We start from the raw sequence: 13,970 nt of genomic DNA on the forward strand, positions 1-13,970 counted from the left end.
TCCTTTGTTATGTCAGGCCTCGTCCTTCAACGTCTCTTTCTGGGTAATCAGCCTCGCACTGTGCTGGCCGCTCAGATAAATCCACAGCCAGCTCCACGCCACGGCCAGCCGCGAGCGCGTTCCGATCAGGAAGTAGATATGGGCAAGCCCCCATATCCACCACGCCAGCACGCCCTTCAGCTTGAACCGGCCGAAATCGATCACCGCCGCGCGTTTGCCGATGGTGGCCAGATTGCCCTGATGGCTGTAGCGGAAAGGCGATGGCGACGGCTTGCCCTCCAGCCGCGCCTTGATGACCTTTGCCACATAAGCGCCCTGCTGCTTTGCCGCGGGCGCAATGCCCGGCACCGGCTTGCCGTTCTCCTGATTGACGGCGGCGGTATCGCCGATGACGAAGATATCAGCATCGTCTTCGAGATGAAGCTGCGGCCCGACGATAACACGCCCTGCCCTGTCGCCCGCGGCATTCAGCCACTTGGCGGCCGGAGAGGCCTGCACACCGGCAGCCCAGACGACGGTGCGGCAGGGATAATAGGTCTCGCCCACCGTCACGCCCTCATCCGTGCAGGCCGTCACCGGCGTGCCGAGCAGGACCTCGACGCCGAGCTTCTCAAGCGCTTCCTTCGCATAGGTCGAAAGATCCTCCGTAAAGACCGGCAGGACGCGAGGGCCGGCCTCGACAAGTAGAACACGGGTCTTTGTGGTATCGACATTGCGGAATTCCGCCGGCAGCGCCCTGTGGGCAAGCTCGGCAATCATGCCCGCCATTTCCACGCCGGTCGGGCCCGCCCCGATGATGACGAAGGTCAGCAGCGCCTGCCGCTCCTCTTCACTGGTGGCAAGTTCTGCCCTTTCGAAGGCCAGAAGCAGGCGGCGGCGGATCGTCGTTGCATCTTCCAGCGTCTTGAGGCCGGGGGCGGAACGCTCCCACTCGTCGCGGCCGAAATAGGCGTGACGGGCGCCGGTGGCCAGCACCAGCGTATCGAAGCCGATCACCTGGCCCGAATTCAGCTGCACGGTCCGCGCCGCACGGTCCACGCCGGTCACCTCCGCAAGCAGGGTCGTCACCTCCTTGCGGTCGCGGTAAAGATGGCGGATCGGCCAGGCGATTTCGGATGTCGCCAGCGCCGTCGTCGCAACCTGATACAGCAGGGGCTGGAACAGGTGGTGATTGCGACGGTCGATCAATGTGATGCGGACAGGGGCCCCCTCCAGCCCGTGCACCAGTTGTAAACCGCCGAAGCCTCCACCCACGACGACAACATGATGTTCTTGCATATGTCTCTGCCTTCCAAATCTCGCGCACGGAGCATGCGCAAGGCAGAGCATAGGCGAAAAAATTGACTTTGGTTATGAATTAGCCTGACCGCAGGCCTGACAAAAACGCCGGACTGTTTCGGCCATGCCATATTCCAGCGCATCTGCCGTCAGCCCGTGGCCGATCGAAACCTCGGCGAGATTGGGAATGCGTTTCATCAGCCTAGGCAGGTTCGCCACCGTCAGATCATGGCCGGCATTGACCGCAAGCCCGAGTGCGGTGGCATGATCCGCCGTCTGCCCGAGCTTCTCGACAAGCACGTCAGCCTTTTGAGGATCGTCAAAACAACCGCCATAGGGGCCGGTATAAAGCTCGATGCGGGCAGCTCCCGTCTCGGCCGCCAGCTCCACGGGCTCGCGTTCCCCGTCGCCATCGGCAAACAGCGAAACGCGCATGCCGCCAGCCTTCAGGCGACTGACGACATCTTTCAGGAAAACGGCATGTTTGCGGAAATCCCAGCCATGGTCCGATGTCGCCTGCGACGGGTCGTCAGGCACCAGCGTCACCTGTTCCGGCTGGGTCTTTTCGCAAAGAACGAGAAAATCCTCGGTCGGATACCCTTCGATGTTGAATTCCGCGCCGGGGAAGCGGTCGTCGATCAGCGCCCGCAGCACTGGCAGGTCCGAAAAGCGGATATGGCGCTGGTCGGGCCGCGGGTGTACAGTCAGCCCGCTTGCACCCGCCGAGAGCGCAATCTGCCCGAAATGCGCGACATCCGGCCAGGGAAGATCGCGACGGTTGCGTAACATGGCAATTGCGTTCAGATTGACGGAAAGTTTTGCAGGCATGGCATCGGGGCTCCGGTTCGGAATTGACACCTTGTTTCACGCAGGTTGACGCCAACCGCAAGGAGGCCGATAAAATTTTTTAAAGGTGCGGGAACGAAAGCAGGCAATACACGTTACGGTTCTTATGCAGCGTTCGGCAAAATGTCTTGATCAGAAGACAGGTTCGTGGCGGGGAACACATAACGGATGCCATAAAAAGCAGGCACACTGTCAAAAAGCGTGAAGGGGGAGACGATGCAGGATGGCAGGATGCCGTTTGACCACGGCGATGAGGACAAACCCAATCTAAGGATCAGCAGCTTTCTACCGGATGTGAGCCTGCCTTCCTCCCTGCCCGCCGAACCGGTTCCCATCGCCGACATGGCCAATATTTTCGGGGTAACCCACCGGACACTGCATTTTTACGAGGAAAAGGCACTGCTGACCTCGAGGCGTATCGGCCAGATGCGCGTTTATACCCACCGCAACGTCCAGCGCATGGCCGTCATCAACGTCTGTCGCGAAGTGGGCATCTCTGTCGCCGCGATTACCGAGATCATGGAAAAACTCGTCCGTTCGCTCTCGCAGGAAGAGGCAGACGACATATTTCACGCCGCATTGCGGCAGCGGAAAAGGGAATTGACCGCCGAGCTTTCCACCCTCCAGCGTCAGGCCCAGCAGATCGAGGAATTGCTGGTGACGGAGACGGATTCGGAGGGCATGGATGGCACTGAGCGGGCGCCGGCCAAGGACATTGCCCTGACCGACAACGAACGCAAATGTCTGGAACTGATGGCAGAGGGTTATGCGCCGGTGCGGCTTGCCCGTGCCCTTGGCCTTTCAGGCAGCGATCTCAACATGCTCGAGGCAAAGATCATCGGCAAGTTCAACGCCAGCAACCGCTTTCAGGCGGTCGCCAAGGCAGTTTTGCTCGGCGTCATCCGCGCCTGATCAACGAACGATCGTCAGGGTTTCGGCCGCGCGGGTGATGGCGGTATAAAGCCATCTTTCGCGGGAATCCCGGAAGGCATAGCTCTCGTCGAAGAGAACCACATTGTTCCATTGCGAACCCTGCGCCTTGTGCACGGTCAGCGCATAACCGAAATCGAACTCGTCGTAGCGTTTGCGGGTCGACCACGGAATTTCTGTCTCCACATCCTCGAAGGCCGCCTTCAGCAATTTGATCTTGGCGGCACCGCGATCCATATCGTCGTCTTCCGGCCTTATCATCAGGTTGATCCCGGGCTTCACCGTCTCGCGCGAAGAACTCATCACCTGCCACAACGAGCCGTTGAGCAGGCCCTTGGCCGGATCGTTGCGAAGGCAGACCAGCTTGTCGCCGGACTGCGGATAATCGGCGGAAAACCCTTTGAGCTCGCGAAGCCGCTGATTGTAGCGGCGGCGGGTGCGGTTGGTGCCGACCAGAACCTGATCGGCCTCCAGCACGAGCGACTGCGTCACTTCGGATTTGGAAATCACCTGCGCGGAGCCATAATCGCCACGCATGATCTCGCGGCCCTCGCGCACGTCCATGGCAAGATGGATGATGGGATTGTCCTTTGCCTGTCGGTGGATTTCCGACAGCAGATAATCCGGCTCCTGTTCGGTAAAGTAGCCACCGCCCGAAACCGGCGGTAGCTGGCCGGGATCGCCGAGCACGAGGATCGGCGTGCCAAAACTCATCAGATCCTTGCCGAGCTGCTCGTCCACCATCGAACATTCGTCGATGATGATGAGCGCTGCCTTGGCGAGCGGGCTCTGGCGGTTGATGGAGAACATCGGCGCGATCGAGGTCTTGCCGGTCTCCTCGTCTTCGACAGTTTCTTCGCCGCGCGGGCGGTAGATCAGCGAATGGATGGTGCGGGCATTGGTCGCCCCGCGCGAACGCAGCACCTGCGCCGCCTTGCCGGTGAAGGCCGCAAACAGCACTTCGCCATCGACATTTTCCGCAAAATGTTTGGCAAGCGTCGTCTTGCCCGTTCCGGCATAACCGAACAACCGGAAAACCGGCGTCCGGCCTTCTTTCAGCCAGCGGGAAACAGCCTTGAGCGCTTCGTCCTGTTGCGGTGAAAATAACATGCGCCCTCATCGCAGGATTCGCGCCTGATGCGCAACAAAAAAGAACGAAAGATGAATCGGGCAATGAGAATGCGGCAATAAAACACGGCTGGTTTTTAAGCCATGGTCGCTATCATGCCGCGCATGAAGATATTGATTCTCGGCGCAACAGGTTTCATCGGCTCGGAGGTCGTGCGTAGCCTTCACGGCAGAGGCCACGCCGTCACGGGGCTGGCACGTTCCGTTACGCGCGCCACAGACAAATGGCCTTTCGCGAAGTGGATTTCCGCCGATCTCGCCCGCATGACACGGGCGGCGGATTGGGACCCGCTGGTCAGGGATCACGACGCCATTGTCAATTGCGCCGGCGCGCTTCAGGACGGCCTGTCGGACGATCTGGCCGCGACACAGGCAAAAGCCATGCTGGCGCTTTACGATGCGGCGTCGCAGGCGGGCGGAAAGCTGGTGATCCAGATATCGGCCCGCACGGCGGGCGCCGCAGCCGACCTGCCCTTCCTCGCCACCAAACGCAGCGCCGATGAGGCGCTGGCCGCAAGCGGCCTGCCTTACGTCATTCTACGCCCAGCGCTAGTTGTCGGTCGCAATGCCCACGGCGGCACCGCGCTGGTGCGCGCGCTTGCCGGCTTTCCGCTGGCACTGCCACTCGTTAACGGTACGATGCCGGTTCGAGCGGTCGCGGTCGAGGATGTGGCAGCAGCCGTCTGCGCGGCCATCGATGGTGAAATACCGCCCGGCAGCGACCTCGAACTCGCCGCTGAGGAAACACTGACATTGCAGGACGTGGTCACCACGCACCGGCAATGGCTCGGCCTGCCCCCCGCACCTGTCGTAAACCTTCCGGCGGCACTCACGCGACCTGTCAGCCTGTTGGCGGATGCCGCAGGCAGGCTCGGCTGGCGCTCCCCGCTCCGCTCGACGGCCATGACGGTCATGTCGGAAGGCATCGTAACGGAGGATGAGACGCGACCGAGGATGTCATCGCTCAAGACCCTGAAACAGACACTGGCCGCCCACCCTTCCGGCGTGCAGGACCTGTGGTTTGCCAGATCCTATCTCCTGAAACCCCTCGTCATTCTCTGCCTGTCGTTATTCTGGCTGTTATCCGGCCTCGTGCCGCTGCTGAACATCAATGGAGCGGCAGCGCATTTTCTGCCCTTCATGCCGCAGATGCCGGCAATCGCCCTCACACTCGCCACCTGCCTCATCGATATCGCCCTCGGCGTCACCGTCCTGTGGCGGCCGCTGGCCAGAAAGGCGCTCATCGGCATGCTGCTGCTCAGCGCCGCCTATCTGACAGGCGGCAGCCTGCTGGAGCCGGGCCTGTGGCTCGACCCGCTCGGTCCCCTCGTCAAAGTCCTGCCTTCGGTCGTACTGACCCTTGTTGCCCTCGCCACGCTGGATGAACGCTGATGACGCTTGAGGAATTGCTGCGGCTCGCCCATGTCATCGGCGCAACGGTGCTGTTCGGCACCGGCGCGGGCATCGCCTTTTTCATGGTGATGGCGCGGCGAACGGAAAACCCGGCGCTAATCGCGCATGTCGCGGGCACGGTCGTCATTGCCGATACGATCTTCACCGCCACCGCCGCGATCATTCAGCCGGTGACGGGCTATTTTCTCGCGCGCATCATCGGCTGGCCGCTGACGGAAGGCTGGATCGCCCTTTCGCTTGGCCTTTATGTCTTCACCGGCATTTTCTGGCTGCCGGTGGTGTGGATCCAGATCAGGCTGCGCAATATCGCCCGTGATTGCGCCGCCAGGGGAGAAGCCCTGCCGGCGCAATGGTTCCGCCTTTACCGAATCTGGTTTGCCTGCGGTTTTCCCGCCTTTTTCGCGGTTCTCGGCATCATCTGGCTGATGCTCAACAAGCCGGATATTCCCCTGTTCGGATGATGCGGCTCAATGCGCCGCCTGCTTCTCGACAAGCTGCGCCAGCTGCTCCGCAACCGTGTTCCAGCCGTCGAAGAACCCCATTTCCGCATGCCTGTCACGGTCGGCAAGGTTATTGTGCATGGCATAGGCCACATATTCCATGCCTTCAGGATGATCGCAAAACGTCATCACGGCGGTCAGGAACGGCTGGGCGGAGGGGCGAAAACCCGCCGTCAGCGCATCGGTGAAAATAAGACGCTGCTCATGATCCACCGCCAGGAAACAGCCGCTGACATGCTGGCCAAATTCCTTGCCGTCGTCGCTGTAGCGTGTCTCGAAAGCACCGCCGGGGTGAAGCTCCATTTTGTCCACCCGGCACTGACCGGGATGCGGCACCCACCATTGTTCCAGGCTGGCCTTATCAGTCCAGGCATTCCAGACAAGCCGGCGCGGCGCCTTGATGATGCGTGAAATCTTAAGGTCGAGATCAGGATTGAAAGTCTCGGTCATTGGTCATTCTCCCCTTTGCTGGACATCCTGTCCTTTTGTGCCATGACGAATTGTTCGAGCCGGTCGGTGCGGCCCTCCCAGATGGCGCGCTGTTGCGAAAGCCAGCCATCGAGCATGGAAAACCTCTGTTTCTCCAGCGAGCAGAAGCGGACACGCCCCTGCTTGCGCGTCACGATCAGCCCCGCCTCCTCCAGCTGGCGGATATGTTTCATGAAGGATGGCAGGGCCATATCGAAGGGTTCGGCCAGCGTTCCGATGCTCGCCTCACCACCGCCCAGCCGCAGTATCACCGCCCTGCGGGTCGGATCGGCAAGAGACTGGAAGATATCGTCGAGCGCGTCTGAATAGTTTTCCATAAGGCTAACTATCATGGCGAAACACTTAGCTCAATGGATAAGTTTAAAAAAATCTCGAGGCGGGGAATAAACCGGCGGCCGGCGGTGTCTCTTGATGTGCTGGCGGCTTGAGCCGCCCGAACCAAGGAGGATATGTCCATGAAGATCCGCTTTCTCGTTCCCGCCCTCGTTCTGGCTTTTGCCGGAACGGCCTATGCCGCGCCGGCGGTCGAAACGGTCAAGACCGACAAAGGCAATGTGCTTGCCGGGGAAAAAGGCATGACGCTCTACACTTTCAAGAACGACAAGAAGGGCGTATCCAATTGTTACGACAAATGCGCGGTGAACTGGCCGCCGTTTTTCGCAGCCGCCAGTGACAAGGCCGAGGGCGCTTATTCCCTCTTGAAGCGCAAGGACGGCAAGATGCAGTGGGCAAAGGACGGCATGCCGCTTTATTACTGGGTCAAGGACACGAAAAAGGGCGATGCCACCGGCGACGGTATGAACGGTGTATGGGATGCCGCAAAACCCTGATGGCATGAATGGTGAAACGCGGGGGAGCCACTCCCCCGCAGCCGGCAGCTTCGAGGCGGAAATGCTGGCGCTGATACCCATGCTGCGCCGTTATTCCCGCAGCCTTTCCCGTTCCGACGCAGATGGCGAGGACCTGTTGCAGGACTGCGTGGAAAAGGCACTTGCCAATAAAAGGCAATGGCGCGGAACAGGGTTGAAAACATGGGCTTACACGATAATGACGAATCTTTATCGCAACCGCCACCGCGCCGAGAAACGTCACCCGTCGGAAAGCCTCGACGGCCACGAGACAATCGCCCTCCCGGACACGCTCTCCGACACGCTGGAGAACGACCGGCTGCATGGCGCGCTGGCACTTCTCTCACCGGATATGCGGGCAGTGCTGATGCTGGTGACGGTGGAGGGCTACAGCTATCAGGAGGCGGCAGAGACCTTGGCGATCCCGCTCGGCACCGTCATGTCCAGACTGTCCCGCGCCCGCGAAACCCTGCGCCAGCATCTGGCGGCGGATAATATCATTCCCCTGCGGAGACCACGATGAAACGGCCCGATGCCATAACCGAAGACGAACTGCACGCCTATGTCGACGGGCTTCTTTCCGCCGACGATCGTGCGGCTGTTGAGACCTGGCTGGCTGAAAGACCGGAAGACCAGAGCCGCGTGGAGGCATGGAAAAAACAGGCTGACATTCTGCGCAATGCCTTCGCCTCCTATGCCGCCGCACATCCGCATGACGCGTCGATGCTCGGCCCGCAAAAGAGGGATCGCACATGGCGGCTGAAACCGGCGCTCCTGCGGACGGCGGCGGCCTTGCTGATCTTCGTGGCGGGCGCAGCAGCCGGCAGGCTGCTGCCCTCCTCCTTTTCGACGCCACAGGACGTGACCCTGGCATCGCTGACGACGGATATTCCGGCACAGGCGAAATCCGCCTATCTCATCTATGCGAGCGAGGTTCGCCACCCCGTCGAGGTCGGCGCAGGCGAACAGCAGCACCTTGCGACATGGCTCGGCAAGCGGCTCGGTTACCCCTTCGCCATCCCTGATCTGTCGAAGATCGGATATGACCTTGTCGGCGGACGTCTCATTCCCGTCAGCGGCAAGCCGGGGGCGATGCTGATGTATCAGGACAAGACCGGCCGCCGGGTGACGGTGCTGATCGGCCATAACGAGGAAAACCGCACCACCAGCTTCCGCATGGCGAGCGCCGACGGCGTCGAAACCTTCTACTGGATCGACAACGAGCTGGGTTATGCGGTTTCCGCCGAACTGACGCGGGACGAGGTGCAGAAGATCGCCGAGGAATGTTACCGGCAGTTTCCGACGTAAAGGCTGTTATTTCAGCATCGGCCAGAGGCTGATGACGAGCAACACGGCCATGGTGATGTTGAACCATTTGAGCCGGACCGGCACGGACAGCCAATCGCGCAGCGCAGAGCCGAAGCCCGCCCAGGTGGACACGCTGGGAAGATTGACGGCGGCGAAGGCCACGCCAACCACCAGAACAGTGAAGAAATATTGCGCCTCGTTGGTGTACGTCGCCATCGCCGTCACCGCCATCACCCAGGCCTTCGGATTAACCCATTGAAAGGCTGCGGCGGCAAGGAAGCTCATCGGCTGCGATGCTGCAGTCCCCTCGCTCAGGCTGCGGGATGTGCCGATCTTCCACGCGATCCAGACGAGATAAAGCCCGCCCGCGAATTTCAGCCCGGTGTAAAGCGCAGGCACCGAATGCAGCAACGCTCCGAGGCCAAATCCCACCCCGATCAGCAGCGACAGAAACCCGGCGCCAATGCCAAGCATATGCGGGATGGTGCGGCGAAAACCAAAATTCACACCTGAAGCAAACAACATCATATTGTTGGGGCCGGGCGTGATGGAGGTGGTGAAGGCAAACAGCACCAGCGCGGCGAAGGTTTCGATGGTCATGATCTCTCCTTGAGCACAAACCCTATCCGTCGCACTGCCATCAAACCATCCCGACGCGCCGATGGGCGAGGTCAAATTTTTTGATGGATCAATCGTTTCCGCCATGGGTTTGAGAAGTCGACACAAAGGACTATTGTCCAATAGACAACCGCTGGAGCAAAGCCATGCATGAGGATATTCCTTCCGTCACCCTGCCCTCCGGAAAAGAGGTTCCAGCCCTGGGCCTTGGCACCTGGAACATGGGCGAGACGAGATCATCGGCGGACGAGGAGGTTGAAAGCATCCGCAAGGCGATCGATCTCGGCATGACGTTGGTCGATACAGCGGAAATGTATGCCGACGGCCGGTCGGAAGAAGTGGTCGGCACGGCAATCGCCGGTCGCCGCGACGAGGTGTTTCTGGTCAGCAAGGTCTATCCCTGGAATGCCAGCGCGAGAGGCACTGCCGAAGCCTGCGAGCGCAGCCTCGCAAGGCTTGGCACCGACCACATCGATCTCTATCTGCTGCACTGGCGCGGCGAGCACCCGCTTGGCGAAACCGTGGCCGCGTTCGAAAGGCTGAAGAGCGACGGCAAGATCGGCAACTGGGGTGTCTCCAATTTCGATACCGACGACATGGAGGAGCTTTTCGCGGTTCCCGAGGGCAAAAACTGCGCCGCCAATCAGGTGCTTTATAACCTCTCCCGGCGCGGGCCGGAATTTTCACTTCTGCCCTGGTGCCAGGAGCACGGCGTGCCGCTGATGGCCTATTCCCCCATCGAGCAGGGCCGTATCCTGAAGAACCACGAACTCATCCGCATCGCCAAGGCCTATCAGGCAACCCCGGCGCAGCTGGCTCTGGCCTTTCTGCTGGACAGGGACGGTGTCATCGCCATTCCCAAATCCGCCAGCGTGTCCCGTATCACGGAAAATCGCGGCGCGACCGATCTAGATATAACCGAGGAAGACTGGACCGCCCTCGACACCGCATTCCCGCCGCCAACGCGCAAGACGTCTTTGGAAATGCTCTGACGCAACAGGGCGTTAGCAGGCATTTCGGAATCAGGTGCTGAAGCGGTTGAATCGGAATGTGAGAACCCGGAACCGCCCGCAATAGAGACCGCAATAACGGCGCGGCAAGCCGCGCCGTCGGTCAGATAGCCCCGGGGCTTTATGACGGTATGCGGGGCTCGTATTCCTCTTTCAGCGCCAGCCACGTATCCCAGAAAGGTCCCGGTTCCTTTTCCTGAAGACGGGCGGCGAGAATATCGAGATGCACATGCCAGCCGGCGCTGACATTGAGCTTGGTTGTCCGCTCGGCCAGCCGGCGGTGAACCAGCGTCAGAAGCACTTCCTTGCCCAGCGCCTGAAGCTCGATAGACACCTCCGCACCCTCACCCCAGGTGAAGACGAGCCGATGCGGCGGAACCACCGTGATGATGCGCGAGGCCATCCGGTGTTCTTCGGAAAAACCTTCAGGGCGTTGGCCCGGCGGATCGGAAAGTTCGTCGTTGCGCCACACAAGTTCGAAAGGCGCATCGGGCGCAAGCCGCATTTCGCCGGAAGCGAGCCAGCGGCGGCGAAGCTCACTTTGGGTCAGATAGGCCCAGACCCGCTCGATCGGTCCGGGCAACAGCCGCTCGATCTTCAGGGTCGTGGGCTCGACGAGACGGCCATAGGTGTCAGGCATTGCGATATCAGCCATTGTCATTTCCTCCATCTGCAGGGGATTTTCCCTGATCTTCCTCCCTGAGCATCTGCTCAAGAATATCGAGGCGATTGCTCCAGAACCGCCGGTAGAAATCCAGCCACTCATGCGCCTCCGCCAACGGCTCCGGCGCAAGGCGGCAAACATGGATACGCCCCCTCACTTCGCGGCGGATAAGCCCCGCATTTTCCAGCGCCTTGATGTGCTTCGAGGCCGCCGCGAGCGATATGTCGAAGGGTTGAGCCAACTGACTCACCGTTCGCTCGCCACGGGAAAGATCGCGCAGCATCGTGCGTCGCGTTGCGTCGCCAAGGGCATGAAAGACGGTGTCGAGATGTGAAGCGGATAATTCAACCATGTTGTTGAATATAGCTCGCCGCTGCGGAATGTCAACCATATGGTTGAATATTGATTCCAGACGGATTCCATAAAAAACCCGCGGCGAACCGCGGGTTTTATTGAAGGTTATGCTTTGGAGGCGGAAATTACATGCCCTGCGAACCGCGGTTCATGGCGGCGATGCCCGTGCGGCAGATTTCGATCAGGCCGAGCGGCTTGATGATCGACACGAACTGGTCGATCTTGGATGACTTGCCGGTGATCTCGAAGATGAAATGCTCCACCGTCGCATCCACCACCTTGGCCTGAAACGCGTCCGCAAGCCGCAGCGCTTCGGCGCGGACTTCGCCCGTGCCAGCGACTTTGATCAGCGCCACTTCGCGCTCAATCGGCCGTTCCTGCCCAAGTTCGCGGGCGCGAACGGTGAGATCGAGAACCCGATGCACGGGTACGATGCGTTCCAGCTGCGCCTTGATCTGCTCCAGCACGATCGGCGTGCCGCGCGTGACGATGGTGATGCGCGACAGATGCGCCTCATGTTCCGTTTCCGAAACCGTCAGGCTCTCGATGTTGTAGCCGCGGCCGGAGAACAGGCCGATGACCCGGGCGAGAACGCCCGGCTCGTTGCTGACGAGAACCGAAAGCGTGTGATTTTCGACGGCAGCCGTTTCCTTCTGGATGAAATAGGCGGAGCCGGTGGGTTGTAGGTGTGCGTTCATGTCCTTTTCCTCTCCCGGCTCAGACTAGCTGACGACCCTTGGCGTCAATGGCATTGGCAACAGCTTCATCCGTCGCCTCATCCGGCAACAGCATCTCGTTATGGGCTTTACCAGACGGGATCATCGGGAAGCAATTGGCAAGATTGGCGACGCGGCAATCGAAGATGACAGGCTTGTTGACCGCAATCATCTCGGCGATCTTGTCATCCAGCTCCTTCGGGTCGTCGCAATACATGCCGACCGCGCCATAGGCTTCCGCCAGCTTGACGAAGTCAGGCATGGCTTCCGTATAGGAGTTGGACAGGCGGTTGCCGTGCAGCAGCTGCTGCCACTGCCGCACCATGCCCATATACTGGTTATTGAGGATGAAAATCTTCACCGGCAGGCCGTATTGGATGGCGCAGGACATTTCCTGGATACACATCTGGATAGAAGCATCACCGGCAATGTCGATGACCAGTGCCTCGGGATGCGCGACCTGCACGCCGATGGCCGCCGGCAGGCCATAACCCATGGTGCCGAGGCCGCCCGAGGTCATCCAGTGGTTCGGCTCCTCGAAACCGAAGAACTGCGCCGCCCACATCTGGTGCTGGCCGACTTCTGTCGTGATGTAGGTGTCGCGTCCCTTCGAGGCCTCATAAAGCCGCTGCAATGCATATTGCGGCATGATGACATCTTTGGAATTCTTGTAGGCGAAGGAATTGCGGGCGCGCCAGCGCTCGATCTGCATCCACCAGTCCGCCGTCTGCGCCTTTTCCGGCTTCTTCGGCAAAGCGCGCCACAGGCGAACCATATCTTCCAGAACATGGCTGACATCGCCGATAACAGGCACGTCGACACGAACCGTCTTGTTGATCGAGGACGGATCGATATCGACATGGATCTTCTTGGAATTTGGCGAAAACGCGTTCAGGCGTCCGGTAATACGGTCGTCGAACCGCGCGCCGACGCAGACCAGAACATCGCAATCATGCATCGTCATGTTGGCTTCGTAGGAACCGTGCATGCCCAGCATGCCGAGCCAGTTCTTGCCGGATGCCGGATAGGCGCCGAGACCCATCAGCGTCGAGGTGATCGGGAAGCCGGTCAGCTCCACCAGTTCGCGCAGCAGCCGTGTTGCCTCCGGACCGGAGTTGATGACGCCGCCGCCGGTATAGAAGACAGGCTTCTTGGCCTTGGACATCAGGTCGATGGCCGCGTGAATGGCGTTGAGATCGCCCTGGACCTTCGGCTTGTAGCTCTTCTGCTGGATGGCGGCGGAAGGCGGCGTATAGGTGCCGGTGGCGAACTGGATGTCCTTCGGAATGTCAACGACAACAGGACCGGGACGGCCGGTCTGCGCAATGCGGAAGGCCTCATGGATGATGCCCGCCAGTTCGTTGACGTCCTTTACCAGCCAGTTGTGCTTGGTGCAGGGGCGCGTAATGCCGACGGTGTCGCATTCCTGAAAAGCGTCGGAACCGATCAGCGATGTCGGAACCTGGCCGGACAGGCAGACGAGCGGAATGGAATCCATCAGCGCATCCTGCAGCGGCGTTACCGCATTGGTGGCGCCGGGGCCTGACGTGACGAGCATGACACCGACCTTGCCGGTGGAGCGGGCATAACCTTCGGCCGCGTGGCCGGCGCCCTGCTCATGGCGCACGAGAATGTGCTGAATGTCTTCCTGCTGGAAAATCTCGTCATAGATCGGAAGTACGGCGCCGCCCGGATAACCGAAGATGTGCTCGACGCCATTGTCCTTCAGCGCCTTGAGAACGATCTCCGCACCTGTCATGCGATTGCTGTTTTCCGTATTGTCCTTATCCGTCATTGCCTGTTTCCATCCCGCTTTGGCTTTGGATATCGTGGAGCCCGAGGGCCTGTTTGAAGACATAAAAAAAGGC

17 protein-coding genes are annotated in these 13,970 nt (G+C 60.3%); 7 read left to right on the forward strand and 10 right to left on the reverse strand.

The genetic code is table 11. The features are described from left to right. Positions 1–12: 12 nt before the first annotated feature. Both CFBP5499_RS09260 and CFBP5499_RS09265 read right to left on the reverse strand, forming a co-directional pair. Positions 13–1,278 (reverse strand): NAD(P)/FAD-dependent oxidoreductase, encoded by a 1,266-nt coding sequence (locus CFBP5499_RS09260; protein WP_080824759.1) that lies wholly within the window; start codon positions 1,276–1,278, stop codon positions 13–15. Between the two features lie 72 nt (positions 1,279–1,350). After that, entirely contained in the window at positions 1,351–2,106 is a 756-nt protein-coding gene (locus CFBP5499_RS09265) for a pyridoxine 5'-phosphate synthase (RefSeq protein ID WP_080824758.1), read from the reverse strand. A gap of 234 nt (positions 2,107–2,340) precedes the next feature. Here CFBP5499_RS09265 and CFBP5499_RS09270 point away from each other — a divergent pair, with 234 nt between their 5' ends. Next, a complete protein-coding gene (locus CFBP5499_RS09270) occupies positions 2,341–3,036 on the forward strand; it encodes a MerR family transcriptional regulator (protein ID WP_080824757.1) in 696 nt (231 codons plus the stop codon). On the opposite strand, the gene CFBP5499_RS09275 is transcribed toward CFBP5499_RS09270, so the two are convergent. Continuing rightward, the gene (locus CFBP5499_RS09275) at positions 3,037–4,164 is read right to left on the reverse strand and encodes an ATP-dependent DNA helicase (RefSeq protein ID WP_080824756.1); all 1,128 of its coding nucleotides are present in this window, start codon (positions 4,162–4,164) and stop codon (positions 3,037–3,039) included. 123 nt (positions 4,165–4,287) lie between these two features. Between CFBP5499_RS09275 and CFBP5499_RS09280 the strand changes: the two genes are divergently transcribed. After that, positions 4,288–5,574 (forward strand): SDR family oxidoreductase, encoded by a 1,287-nt coding sequence (locus tag CFBP5499_RS09280; RefSeq protein ID WP_080827270.1) that lies wholly within the window; start codon positions 4,288–4,290, stop codon positions 5,572–5,574. After that, on the forward strand, positions 5,574–6,056 hold the full coding sequence (locus CFBP5499_RS09285) for a DUF2269 family protein (RefSeq protein ID WP_080824755.1): 483 nt from the start codon (positions 5,574–5,576) through the stop codon (positions 6,054–6,056). The genes CFBP5499_RS09280 and CFBP5499_RS09285 overlap by 1 nt, the downstream gene beginning before the upstream one ends. A 6-nt stretch (positions 6,057–6,062) precedes the next feature. On the opposite strand, the gene CFBP5499_RS09290 is transcribed toward CFBP5499_RS09285, so the two are convergent. Together CFBP5499_RS09290 and CFBP5499_RS09295 are read right to left on the reverse strand one after the other, a co-directional pair. Next, the gene (locus CFBP5499_RS09290) at positions 6,063–6,545 is read right to left on the reverse strand and encodes an SRPBCC family protein (protein WP_080824754.1); all 483 of its coding nucleotides are present in this window, start codon (positions 6,543–6,545) and stop codon (positions 6,063–6,065) included. After that, on the reverse strand, positions 6,542–6,901 hold the full coding sequence (locus CFBP5499_RS09295) for an ArsR/SmtB family transcription factor (protein ID WP_175416667.1): 360 nt from the start codon (positions 6,899–6,901) through the stop codon (positions 6,542–6,544). The genes CFBP5499_RS09290 and CFBP5499_RS09295 overlap by 4 nt, the downstream gene beginning before the upstream one ends. 132 nt (positions 6,902–7,033) lie before the next feature. Here CFBP5499_RS09295 and CFBP5499_RS09300 point away from each other — a divergent pair, with 132 nt between their 5' ends. From CFBP5499_RS09300 to CFBP5499_RS09310, 3 genes are read left to right on the forward strand one after another with little or no spacing between them, the layout of a single operon-like run. Beyond that, entirely contained in the window at positions 7,034–7,414 is a 381-nt protein-coding gene (locus tag CFBP5499_RS09300; RefSeq protein ID WP_080824752.1) for a COG4315 family predicted lipoprotein, read from the forward strand. After that, complete coding sequence (locus CFBP5499_RS09305; RefSeq protein WP_175416669.1) at positions 7,398–7,955, forward strand: RNA polymerase sigma factor; 558 nt, start codon at positions 7,398–7,400, stop codon at positions 7,953–7,955. Before CFBP5499_RS09300 ends, CFBP5499_RS09305 begins: the two co-directional genes overlap by 17 nt. After that, the gene (locus tag CFBP5499_RS09310) at positions 7,952–8,740 is read left to right on the forward strand and encodes an anti-sigma factor family protein (protein ID WP_080824750.1); all 789 of its coding nucleotides are present in this window, start codon (positions 7,952–7,954) and stop codon (positions 8,738–8,740) included. Before CFBP5499_RS09305 ends, CFBP5499_RS09310 begins: the two co-directional genes overlap by 4 nt. A 6-nt stretch (positions 8,741–8,746) precedes the next feature. Here CFBP5499_RS09310 and CFBP5499_RS09315 read toward each other — a convergent pair whose 3' ends face one another. Further along, the gene (locus CFBP5499_RS09315) at positions 8,747–9,340 is read right to left on the reverse strand and encodes a LysE family translocator (protein ID WP_080824749.1); all 594 of its coding nucleotides are present in this window, start codon (positions 9,338–9,340) and stop codon (positions 8,747–8,749) included. 164 nt (positions 9,341–9,504) lie between these two features. Here CFBP5499_RS09315 and CFBP5499_RS09320 point away from each other — a divergent pair, with 164 nt between their 5' ends. Further along, positions 9,505–10,350 carry an aldo/keto reductase gene (locus CFBP5499_RS09320; protein ID WP_080824748.1) on the forward strand — a complete coding sequence of 282 codons (846 nt, stop codon included), beginning with the start codon at positions 9,505–9,507 and terminating at the stop codon, positions 10,348–10,350. A 139-nt stretch (positions 10,351–10,489) separates the two neighbouring features. On the opposite strand, the gene CFBP5499_RS09325 is transcribed toward CFBP5499_RS09320, so the two are convergent. The 4 genes from CFBP5499_RS09325 to CFBP5499_RS09340 form a co-directional block, all read right to left on the reverse strand. Then, positions 10,490–11,023: an SRPBCC family protein gene (locus tag CFBP5499_RS09325; protein ID WP_080824747.1), complete on the reverse strand. Its 534-nt coding sequence runs from the start codon at positions 11,021–11,023 to the stop codon at positions 10,490–10,492. Then, positions 11,016–11,384 (reverse strand): ArsR/SmtB family transcription factor, encoded by a 369-nt coding sequence (locus tag CFBP5499_RS09330; protein WP_080827269.1) that lies wholly within the window; start codon positions 11,382–11,384, stop codon positions 11,016–11,018. Before CFBP5499_RS09330 ends, CFBP5499_RS09325 begins: the two co-directional genes overlap by 8 nt. Positions 11,385–11,511: 127 nt before the next feature. Beyond that, positions 11,512–12,084 carry an acetolactate synthase small subunit gene (gene ilvN / locus CFBP5499_RS09335; RefSeq protein WP_080824746.1) on the reverse strand — a complete coding sequence of 191 codons (573 nt, stop codon included), beginning with the start codon at positions 12,082–12,084 and terminating at the stop codon, positions 11,512–11,514. A 19-nt stretch (positions 12,085–12,103) separates the two neighbouring features. Beyond that, positions 12,104–13,897: an acetolactate synthase 3 large subunit gene (locus CFBP5499_RS09340; protein ID WP_080824745.1), complete on the reverse strand. Its 1,794-nt coding sequence runs from the start codon at positions 13,895–13,897 to the stop codon at positions 12,104–12,106. Positions 13,898–13,970: the final 73 nt, after the last annotated feature.

The organism is Agrobacterium tumefaciens, from assembly GCF_005221325.1.
Classification (GTDB): domain Bacteria; phylum Pseudomonadota; class Alphaproteobacteria; order Rhizobiales; family Rhizobiaceae; genus Agrobacterium.

What these genes read in the sequence shown, in the direction of transcription:
- CFBP5499_RS09260 (WP_080824759.1), bottom strand. Translation starts at nt 1,278, where the DNA reads ATGCAAGAACATCATGTTGTCGTCGTGGGTGGAGGCTTCGGCGGTTTA.
- CFBP5499_RS09265 (WP_080824758.1), bottom strand. Translation starts at nt 2,106, where the DNA reads ATGCCTGCAAAACTTTCCGTCAATCTGAACGCAATTGCCATGTTACGC.
- CFBP5499_RS09270 (WP_080824757.1), top strand. Translation starts at nt 2,341, where the DNA reads ATGCAGGATGGCAGGATGCCGTTTGACCACGGCGATGAGGACAAACCC.
- CFBP5499_RS09275 (WP_080824756.1), bottom strand. Translation starts at nt 4,164, where the DNA reads ATGTTATTTTCACCGCAACAGGACGAAGCGCTCAAGGCTGTTTCCCGC.
- CFBP5499_RS09280 (WP_080827270.1), top strand. Translation starts at nt 4,288, where the DNA reads ATGAAGATATTGATTCTCGGCGCAACAGGTTTCATCGGCTCGGAGGTC.
- CFBP5499_RS09285 (WP_080824755.1), top strand. Translation starts at nt 5,574, where the DNA reads ATGACGCTTGAGGAATTGCTGCGGCTCGCCCATGTCATCGGCGCAACG.
- CFBP5499_RS09290 (WP_080824754.1), bottom strand. Translation starts at nt 6,545, where the DNA reads ATGACCGAGACTTTCAATCCTGATCTCGACCTTAAGATTTCACGCATC.
- CFBP5499_RS09295 (WP_175416667.1), bottom strand. Translation starts at nt 6,901, where the DNA reads ATGGAAAACTATTCAGACGCGCTCGACGATATCTTCCAGTCTCTTGCC.
- CFBP5499_RS09300 (WP_080824752.1), top strand. Translation starts at nt 7,034, where the DNA reads ATGTCCATGAAGATCCGCTTTCTCGTTCCCGCCCTCGTTCTGGCTTTT.
- CFBP5499_RS09305 (WP_175416669.1), top strand. Translation starts at nt 7,398, where the DNA reads ATGCCGCAAAACCCTGATGGCATGAATGGTGAAACGCGGGGGAGCCAC.
- CFBP5499_RS09310 (WP_080824750.1), top strand. Translation starts at nt 7,952, where the DNA reads ATGAAACGGCCCGATGCCATAACCGAAGACGAACTGCACGCCTATGTC.
- CFBP5499_RS09315 (WP_080824749.1), bottom strand. Translation starts at nt 9,340, where the DNA reads ATGACCATCGAAACCTTCGCCGCGCTGGTGCTGTTTGCCTTCACCACC.
- CFBP5499_RS09320 (WP_080824748.1), top strand. Translation starts at nt 9,505, where the DNA reads ATGCATGAGGATATTCCTTCCGTCACCCTGCCCTCCGGAAAAGAGGTT.
- CFBP5499_RS09325 (WP_080824747.1), bottom strand. Translation starts at nt 11,023, where the DNA reads ATGGCTGATATCGCAATGCCTGACACCTATGGCCGTCTCGTCGAGCCC.
- CFBP5499_RS09330 (WP_080827269.1), bottom strand. Translation starts at nt 11,384, where the DNA reads ATGGTTGAATTATCCGCTTCACATCTCGACACCGTCTTTCATGCCCTT.
- ilvN (WP_080824746.1), bottom strand. Translation starts at nt 12,084, where the DNA reads ATGAACGCACACCTACAACCCACCGGCTCCGCCTATTTCATCCAGAAG.
- CFBP5499_RS09340 (WP_080824745.1), bottom strand. Translation starts at nt 13,897, where the DNA reads ATGACGGATAAGGACAATACGGAAAACAGCAATCGCATGACAGGTGCG.